The organism is Myxococcus sp. NMCA1 (genome assembly GCF_026810205.1).
Lineage (GTDB): Bacteria > Myxococcota > Myxococcia > Myxococcales > Myxococcaceae > Myxococcus > Myxococcus xanthus_A.
On the sequence record NZ_CP113950.1, the window covers coordinates 4,657,970 to 4,666,932 of the forward strand.

At 67.4% G+C, this 8,963-nt stretch carries 4 protein-coding genes and 1 pseudogene; 3 read left to right on the forward strand and 2 right to left on the reverse strand.

All coding sequences use genetic code 11. From position 1 onward, the window contains the following. The first annotated feature begins 261 nt into the window (after positions 1 to 261). Positions 262 to 2,354, forward strand: a pseudogene (locus tag OZ403_RS19590) (S46 family peptidase). A 122-nt stretch (positions 2,355 to 2,476) separates the two neighbouring features. On the opposite strand, the gene guaA reads toward OZ403_RS19590, so the two are convergent. Further along, on the reverse strand, positions 2,477 to 4,030 hold the full coding sequence (guaA, locus tag OZ403_RS19595) for a glutamine-hydrolyzing GMP synthase (RefSeq protein ID WP_140791940.1): 1,554 nt from the start codon (positions 4,028 to 4,030) through the stop codon (positions 2,477 to 2,479). 86 nt (positions 4,031 to 4,116) lie between these two features. Here guaA and OZ403_RS19600 point away from each other — a divergent pair, with 86 nt between their 5' ends. Then, positions 4,117 to 4,764, forward strand: coding sequence for a hypothetical protein (locus OZ403_RS19600; protein ID WP_140791942.1), 648 nt, complete (start codon positions 4,117 to 4,119; stop codon positions 4,762 to 4,764). A gap of 121 nt (positions 4,765 to 4,885) precedes the next feature. Here OZ403_RS19600 and guaB read toward each other — a convergent pair whose 3' ends face one another. Beyond that, the gene (gene guaB, locus OZ403_RS19605) at positions 4,886 to 6,343 is read right to left on the reverse strand and encodes an IMP dehydrogenase (protein ID WP_140791943.1); all 1,458 of its coding nucleotides are present in this window, start codon (positions 6,341 to 6,343) and stop codon (positions 4,886 to 4,888) included. Positions 6,344 to 6,517: 174 nt separating this feature from the next. Here guaB and OZ403_RS19610 point away from each other — a divergent pair, with 174 nt between their 5' ends. Further along, a complete protein-coding gene (locus tag OZ403_RS19610) occupies positions 6,518 to 8,821 on the forward strand; it encodes a TIGR02266 family protein (RefSeq protein ID WP_140798517.1) in 2,304 nt (767 codons plus the stop codon). Positions 8,822 to 8,963 lie beyond the last annotated feature (142 nt).

Sequence of the window (8,963 nt, forward strand, 5' to 3'; positions counted from 1 at the left end):
GTCGTGGAACGCAGCCGGATGACACGTCGCGTTGACGGGAAATCCTGACGCGAATGCGACTTTTTCCTCCGCGTCACGTTGTTCCTCAATGGGCCCGGTTCAAGGCCGGTTTCTCCTCGGAATCCAACCTCTGGCGGCGGGAATCAGATGCCTGCTTGCATGTTGGGTTCCCCGGCGAATCTCCCCGCTTTTTACTGGCTTGACCCAGCCAGGAGCTTCCCGCAGAACCGCGACACCCATGGCCCTGGAAAGGACCGTTTCATGAAGCGTTTGTTCGTGATTGCCACCCTCCTCGGCGCGGCTCCCGCGATGGCCGACGAGGGCATGTGACCTACAACAACTTTCCCTCCGCGAAGGTGAAGGAGAAGTACGGCTTCGAGCCTTCCCAGCAGTGGCTGGACAACGTGCGCCTGTCCTCGGCGCGTCTGGCGGGCGGATGCTCGGCCAGCTTCGTGTCCGCCAACGGCCTGGTGATGACGAATCACCACTGCGCGCGCGGCTGTATCGACCAGCTCTCCACGGCGAAGAAGGACTACATCGCCAACGGCTTCTACGCGAAGGCGCAGGCCGAGGAGACCCAGTGTCCGGCGATGGAGATCAACCAGCTGGTCAAGATCACCGACGTCACGGAGACGCTGAACAAGGCCACCCAGGGCCTGACCGGTAAGAAGTACGCCGACACGCTGAAGGCGAAGATGTCCGAGCTGGAGCAGGCCTGCTCCGCCGGCAACGCCAAGGCGCGTTGTGACGTCGTCACCCTGTACCAGGGCGGCCAGTACAACCTCTACGAGTACAAGCGCTTCCAGGACGTCCGCCTGGTGATGGCGCCCGAGCACGCCATCGCGTTCTTCGGCGGCGACCCGGACAACTTCGAGTTCCCCCGCTACGACCTCGACGTGACGTTCCTGCGCGTCTACGAGGACGGCAAGCCGGCGACGACGAACAACTTCTTCAAGTGGTCCGACAAGGGCGCTCAGGAAGGCGAGCTGACCTTCATCTCCGGCCACCCGGGCCGCACCTCGCGTGGCCTCACCATCGCGGAGCTGGAGTTCCAGCGTGACGTGGTGCTGCCCAAGACGCTGATGACGCTCTCCGAGATGCGCGGCATGCTGACCGAGTTCGGCCGCCGTGGCGCCGAGCAGCGCCGCATCTCCACCAACCTGCTGTTCGGCGTGGAGAACTCGGTGAAGGCGCTCAAGGGCCGTCACGAGGCCCTGCTGGACAAGACGTTCTTCGCGCAGAAGGTCGCTGCGGAGCAGGACCTGCGCAAGAAGGTCGAAGCCAACCCGGAGATGCAGAAGAAGTACGCCGCGGCGTGGGATGAGATCGCCAAGGCCCAGGCGCAGCTGCGCAACATCCGTCAGGACCTGACGTTCATGGAGAACAGCGGCGGCCTGTCCTCCACTCTCTTCCAGGTGGCCCGCACGCTGGTGCGCGGCGCCGAGGAGCTCCCGAAGGCGAACGGCGAGCGCCTGCGTGAGTTCAACCAGGCCAACGTCCCGGCGCTGGAGGCCCAGCTGTTCAGCCCGGCTCCCGTCTACCCGGAGCTGGAGATTGCCCGCCTGACGTTCGGCCTCACCAAGATGCGCGAGGAACTGGGCTCCGACCACCCCTTCGTGAAGAAGGTGCTGGGCAAGGAGTCCCCCGAGAAGCTGGCCGCGCGGCTGGTGAAGGGCACCAAGCTGCGTGACGTGAAGGCCCGCCAGGCGCTGTACAAGGGCGGCAAGGCGGCCATCGCGGCGTCCAAGGACCCGATGATTCAGCTGGCCGTCGCGGTGGACCCGGACATGCGCGCCATCCGCAAGACGTACGAGGAGAACGTCGAGTCCATCATCCGCAAGAACAGCGAGCTGGTGGCCAAGTCCAAGTTCGAGATCTACGGCACCAACCAGTACCCGGACGCGACGTTCAGCCTGCGCCTGTCCTACGGCGCGGTGAAGGGCTACTCGGAGAACGGCAAGCAGGTCAGCCCCATCACCCAGATGGCGGGCACCTTCGAGCACGCCACGGGTGAGGAGCCCTTCGCGCTGCCGAAGTCCTGGCTGAAGAACGAGAAGGCGCTGGACGGCACCACGCCGATGAACTTCGTCTCCACCAACGACATCATCGGCGGCAACTCCGGCTCGCCGGTCATCAACAAGGACGCGGAGATCGTCGGCATCGTGTTCGACGGCAACATCCAGTCCCTGGGCGGCGAGTACGGCTTCGACGAGAGCGTCAACCGCTCGGTCAGCGTCCACAGCCAGGCCATCATCGAGTCGCTGACGAAGATCTACGGCGCCACGCGGCTGCTCGAGGAGCTGCGCCCGGGCAGCACCAAGGTCCCGCCCGTGAAGGCCAGCCCGGCGAAGTAATGCCTTCGGGCGAAGATGGGGGCCCCGGCGCGGTCGGCCAGGGCCCCTGAAACACGAAGAGGCTGCCCGGCACATGTACCGGGCAGCCTCTTTCGCGTCAGGGCGTCAAACGCCCTACCGCCCTACTCCCATTCGATGGTCGCGGGGGGCTTGGACGAGATGTCGTAGGCGACGCGGTTGATGCCGCGCACCTCGTTGGTGATGCGCGTGGAGATGCGCTCCAGCACGGGGAACGGCAGCCGGGCCCAGTCCGCAGTCATGCCGTCCACGCTGGTGACGGCGCGCAGCACGCAGGTGGACTCGTAGGTGCGCTCGTCGCCCATGACGCCCACGCTCTGCACCGGCAGCAGCACCGCGAAGGCCTGCCACACCTCCTTGTAGAGGCCGGCGCTGCGAATCTCCTCCTGGACGATGGCATCCGCGCGCCGCACCAGCTCCAGGCGCTGCTCGGTGACTTCACCCAGGACGCGGATGGCCAGACCCGGGCCGGGGAATGGCTGGCGGGACACCATCTCATCCGGCAGCCCCAGCTCGCGGCCCAGGGCGCGGACCTCGTCCTTGAAGAGCTCGCGCAGCGGCTCCACCAGCTTGAGCTTCATCGTCTCCGGCAGGCCGCCCACGTTGTGGTGGCTCTTGATGGTGACGGAGGGGCCCTTGTACGACACGGACTCGATGACGTCCGGGTACAGCGTGCCCTGGGCCAGGAACTCCGCGTCCTGCACGTCGCGCGAGGCCTCCTCGAACACGGCGATGAACTCGCGGCCGATGATCTTCCGCTTCTTCTCCGGGTCCGTCACCCCGGCCAGCTTGTCCAGGAAGCGCTGGCGGGCATCCACCGTCTTCAGCGGGACGTGGAAGCGGTCCACGAAGAGCGCCTCCACCTGGGCGCGCTCGTTCTGCCGCAGCACCCCGTTGTCCACGAAGATGCACTGCAGCCGGGGGCCAATGGCCCGGTGCAGCAGCAGCGCGGCCACGGAGCTGTCCACGCCGCCCGACAGCGCGCAGATGACCCGGCCGTGCTCACCCACCTGGCGGCGGATGGTGCCCACGGCCTCGTCGATGAAGCCCTTCATCGTCCACGAGCCGCTGACCTTGCACTCGTTGAAGACGAAGGCGCGCAGCATGGCCTTGCCCTGCGGCGTGTGGACCACCTCCGGGTGGAACTGGACGCCGAACCAGGGCTTCGTCGTGTGGGCGGTGGCGGCGAAGGGCGAATTGCCGCTGCGGCCAATGGCCTCGAAGCCGGGGGGCAGCGCCTCCACCCGGTCGCCGTGGCTCATCCAGACTTGGACTCTGTCCCCGGGGGTGAACTCGGCGAAGGGGCCGCGGCGGGCCAGCACCTCCACCTCCGCGTTGCCGAACTCGCGGTGGGCGCTCCGGTCAATCTTGCCGCCCAGCAGCTTGGCGGTGAGCTGGAGGCCGTAGCAGATGCCCAGCACGGGGACGCCGGCTTCGAAGACGAACGGGTCGCACCGGGGGGAGTCCGGGGCCTCCACGGACGCCGGGCCGCCAGAGAGGATGATGCCGCGGGGAGCGTACTTGCGGATGTCCTCCGCCGGGAGGTCCGGGCGGTGGATTTCGCAATAGACGCCCAGCTCGCGGACGCGCCGGGCGATGAGCTGGGTGTACTGGCTCCCGAAATCGAGGATCAGGATTTTTTCGGCGTGCAGGTCCACCTGGGAGTCTCCAAGAGGGGCGTCGTTGACGGCTGGGGGCCCTTATCGCTACAAACTTCCGGAATACAACGCCCAAGTACCTTCAATTGTTCGAGGCCTGGATGCTCCGCCGCCTGTCCGCCCCTACCGCTGCTGCGACCCTACTCCTGCTGTCCGCCACCGGATGCGTGAAGGAGATCTCCTCGGATGAGCGGCTGGACCGCGAAACCCAGAATCTCTCCGCGAAGGAGATGCCGGGTGCCGCCGAGCTGGAGAAGCTCACCTGCGAGGACTCCACCGAGGCGCTCATCAAGGCGCGCAATGTGAACCGGCCGGAGACGGACCGGCTGGTGGACTACATCGAGCTGTACTCCTCCCTCCGCAAGCGGACCGCCACGTTCGAGGATGCGATGAACCGCAACCCGGACCTGAGCTACCGCGAGGGCACCCAGCACCTGGTCAACGCCAAGGACAACTGCATCCAGCAGACGGCCGACGTCCGGGTGGAGTTCGAGACCTACATGCGGGAGCTGGTGGGCGTGCCCACCGTCCAGGAAATCAAGGGCGGCAACACCGTGACCATCGCCCGGCTCGACTTCAACACCCTGCGCCAGGCCATCGAGACGCTGGAGCCGGACGACAAGGACACGCTGCTCAACCAGGTGAACTCCGCGGAGAAGCGCGTGGCCCCGTCGACCCCCGCGGCCGATGAGTCCGCCCCCGCGTCGGGTGGTGGCCGCAAGCGCGGCCGGTAAGGACGCTCCGGCCGTCTCTGGCTGGACACCCAGGGCCCCGCCGAGAGGCGCGGGCCCTTTTTCATGGCCTCGGGACGCGGCGCGGGAGGACGGGCCACCGCCCTCCCTGGCGCCCTCCGGACTACCCGACGCGGTAGTTCGGCGCTTCCTCGGTGATGATGACGTCGTGCACGTGGCTCTCCTTGAGCCCGGCCGAGGTGATGCGGACGAAGGTGGCCTGGGTGCGCAGCTCGTCGATGGTGCGGCAGCCCACGTAGCCCATGCCGCTGCGGATGCCGCCCAGCATCTGGTGGACGTTCATCGCCAGGGTGCCCTTGTACGGCACGCGGCCCTCGATGCCCTCGGGCACCAACTTCACGGCCTCCACGTCCGCCTGGAAGTAGCGATCCTTGGCGCCCTGCTTCATGGCGCCCAGGCTGCCCATGCCGCGGTAGCTCTTGTAGCTGCGGCCCTGGTACAGGATGACGTCGCCCGGGGACTCCTCGGTGCCGGCGAAGAGCGAGCCGACCATCACCGTGTTGGCGCCCGCCGCCAGCGCCTTGACGATGTCGCCCGAGTACTTGATGCCGCCGTCGGAGATGACGGGCACGTCGTGCTTCTGGGCCTCGCGGACGCAGTCATCCACGGCCGTCACCTGGGGCACGCCCACGCCGGCCACCACACGGGTGGTGCAGATGGAGCCGGGGCCGATGCCCACCTTCACCGCGTCCACGCCCGCCTGGATGAGCGCGCGGGTGGCCTCGGCGGTGGCGACGTTGCCGGCGATGAGCTCGAAGCCCTGGAAGTTCTTCCGGGTGTCGCGCACGCCATCCAGCACCGCGGTGGAGTGACCGTGCGCGGTGTCCACGACGATGACGTCCACGCCGGCCTTGATGAGCGCCTCCACGCGGGCCTCGCGGTCCGCGGACACACCCACGGCGGCGGCGCACAGCAGGCGGCCCATGCCGTCCTTGGCCGCGTTGGGGTGCGTGCGGCGCTTCTCGATGTCCTTGATGGTGATGAGGCCCTTGAGCTCGAAGGCCTCGTTGACGACGAGGAGCTTCTCGATGCGGTGCTCGTGCAGCAGCTTCTGCGCATCTTCCTGCGTGATGCCTTCGCGGCCGGTGACGAGCTTGCGCGTCATCATCGACTCCACCGTCTGGGTGAAGTTGGTCTCGAAGCGCACGTCGCGGCTGGTGACGATGCCTACCAGCCGCTGGCCCTTCACCACCGGGATGCCGGACACGCCGTGAAGGCGCATCAGCTCCAGCGCGCGGCCCAGCGGGGCCTCCGGTTCGATGGTGACGGGGTCCACCACCATGCCGCTTTCGAACTTCTTGACCTTGAGGACCTCGAGCGCCTGCTGCTCGGGCGTCATGTTCTTGTGGATGACACCAATCCCGCCCTCCTGGGCCATGGCGATGGCGGTCCGGGACTCCGTGACGGTGTCCATGGCCGCCGACAGGAGGGGGATGTTGAGACGGAGATTGCGGGTGAGCCGGGTCGTCAGGTCGACGTCCTTGGGGACGACCGAGCTCTCGCCCGGGACCAGGAGGACGTCGTCGAAGGTGAGGGCGAGCCGGATATCGGGGTTGAGCATGAGCAGCGCTCCCGTGGGCAGATGCCCGCGGGGCACCACAGCCCGCGGGTGCGGTTCCATACGAGGTACGCTGCCCCGGCGCAACGGAGAAGGGCGCTGATTTTGACGCCCGTTCCCTCGGAGTTCGGGCGATAATCGCAACCCAGTATCCCCTCTCGTCTCAGGAACCGGGCATTGACGGATTCGAATCAGGGTGCGGTCGGGCTCGTCGTGAAGCTGCCCTTCGCGACGCCTGAGGAGTTCCTGGCGAAGTACGGCCCGAATGTGACCCGGGGTGGCATCTATCTGCGCGCACGCGCGGTGAAGCCACCGGGGACGGCCGTCACCTTGGATCTCAAGCTGGCGGGCGGGGAACGCATCATCTACGCGGCGGCCGTCGTTCACTACGTCACAGGTCAGGGCGGCCCGGGCGTGCTCGGCATGGGCCTGCGCTTCCTGAACGCGGATGCGCCCACCCGGCGGCTCCTGGATTCGCTGGTCGTCACCCTGCCCCACGCCCAGTCGGATGTTCCCCCGGTTCCTCCCAATGTAGGGCCGCCGGATTACACCGTCCCACCCACGGAGCAGACGCCCGTCGCCCTCGCCGCCGAGCTCTTCGCGCCGGCCCCCGTGCCAGGCAGTGCTTCAGCCGAGGCCCCTGCCGCGCCGCCGCAGATGATCTCCAACGCGGCGTTGAACCTCAGCTCGGAGGACCCGAAGCGCGCCGGTGTCGTCATCGGCATCGACCTGGGGACAACGAACTCGTGCGCGGCCTACGTCCGCAACGGCAAGCCGGGCGTGCTGCCCAGCCGCGAGGGCCACAACACGGTGCCCTCCATCATCGCCGTCAACACGCGCGGCAAGCTGGTGGTGGGCCACCCCGCCAAGGGGCAGATGCTCACCAATCCGCGCCAGACGGTGTACGGCGCCAAGCGGCTGGTGGGCCGGCCCTTCGCGTCCCTGGTGGTGGAGCAGATCAAGGACCGCTTCCACTATGAGATCGCCGCCAGTGAGAATGGCGACGCGGGCGTGAAGCTGGGCGAGCACGTCTACACGCTCCAACAGATCTCCGCGCTCATCCTCCGGGAGGTCCGGGAGGTGGCGCAGAACCAGCTGGGCCATCAGGTGTCCCGCGCGGTCGTCACCGTCCCCGCCTACTACAACGACAACCAGCGCCAGGCGGTGCGCGAGGCCGGGAAGCTGGCGGGCCTGTACATCGAGCGCATCCTCAACGAGCCCACCTCGGCGGCGCTGGCCTATGGCTACGGCCGCAAGCTGAACCAGCGCGTGCTCGTCTATGACCTGGGCGGTGGCACCTTCGACGCGTCGGTGCTGGAGCTGAACGACAACGTCTACGAGGTCATCTCCACCGGCGGCGACACGTTCCTGGGCGGCATCGACTTCGACTCCGCCATCGTCACGTACCTCCTGGACGAGTTCCAGAAGACCACGGGCCGCGCGTTCCAAGGGGACCGGGTGGCCCTGCAGCGCATCAACGACGCGGCCGAGCGCGCCAAGTGCGCGCTGTCGGAGCGCTCGGAGGTGCGGGTGCACGTCGCGTTCGTGACGATGATCGACAACAAGCCGTGCGACCTGGACGTCATGCTCTCGCGGCAGAAACTGGTAGAGCTGACGGAGGGGTTGGTGGATCGCACCCTCCAGGTCTGCGAGGAGGTCCTCCGAGCGAAGAAGGTGACGCCGCAGGACATCGACGAGGTCATCCTCGTCGGTGGGCAGAGCCGCTTCCCGCTGGTGCACGAGAAGATCACGAAGTTCTTCGGCAAGCCGCCCAGCAAGGGCGTGCACCCGGACGAGGCCGTGGCGCTGGGCGCGGCGCTGCTGGCGCACAGCCTGGGGCAGTTGGAAGGCGTGGTGCTCATCGACGTGCTGCCCATGGCCATTGGCGTGGGCCTGCCCGGTGGCCGCTTCAAGGCGGTGATGGAGCGCAACACGTCGCTGCCGTCCACCAAGAGCTACACCCTGGCCACGCACCGCGACGGCCAGACGGAGCTGGAGCTCACGGTGTTTCAGGGCGACTCCGACAAGGCCGCGGACAACGAGTACCTGGGCACGCTGAAGCTGGAGGGCCTGCCGAAGCTCCCGCGTGGCGCCGTGCAGGTGAACGTCACCTTCGAGGTCAGCAACGAGTCGCTGCTGAAGGTCACCGCGCGCGAGGCTTCGTCGGGCCGCGAGGTGACGAGCACCTTCACCACGCGCGACACCCCGGAGGCCGTGAAGGCGCGGCTGGCGCAGATCGAACCAGAGACGCCGCCGGCGCCTGGCCCGGCAGCCGCGGCACGGAGCGCGGGCCACGCGGGGGCCACAGCCACAGGGCCCTCCGCTCCGGTGAAGGTGCCCATGGCCACGGCCGCGCGGCCGGTGCTCGTTCGGCCCGCTTCGTCGGCTCCCGTGCCCTCGATTCCTGCTGTCAGTGTGACTGTTGCACCCAAGCAGAAGGGCTTTATGGGGTGGCTCAAGGGGTTGTTCGGAAGAGCCTGAGAACGCGCACTGCGTGTCCTGATCGCACTCAGTGTCATGTATGGTTTCGGTAATTTTCCGGTGAATCTGGCCATCGCCTAGATAGTCGGATTTGCCTGCTATGTAGCGCCTCGCTTCCTTCCGGACAGACGAGCGCGCTCCC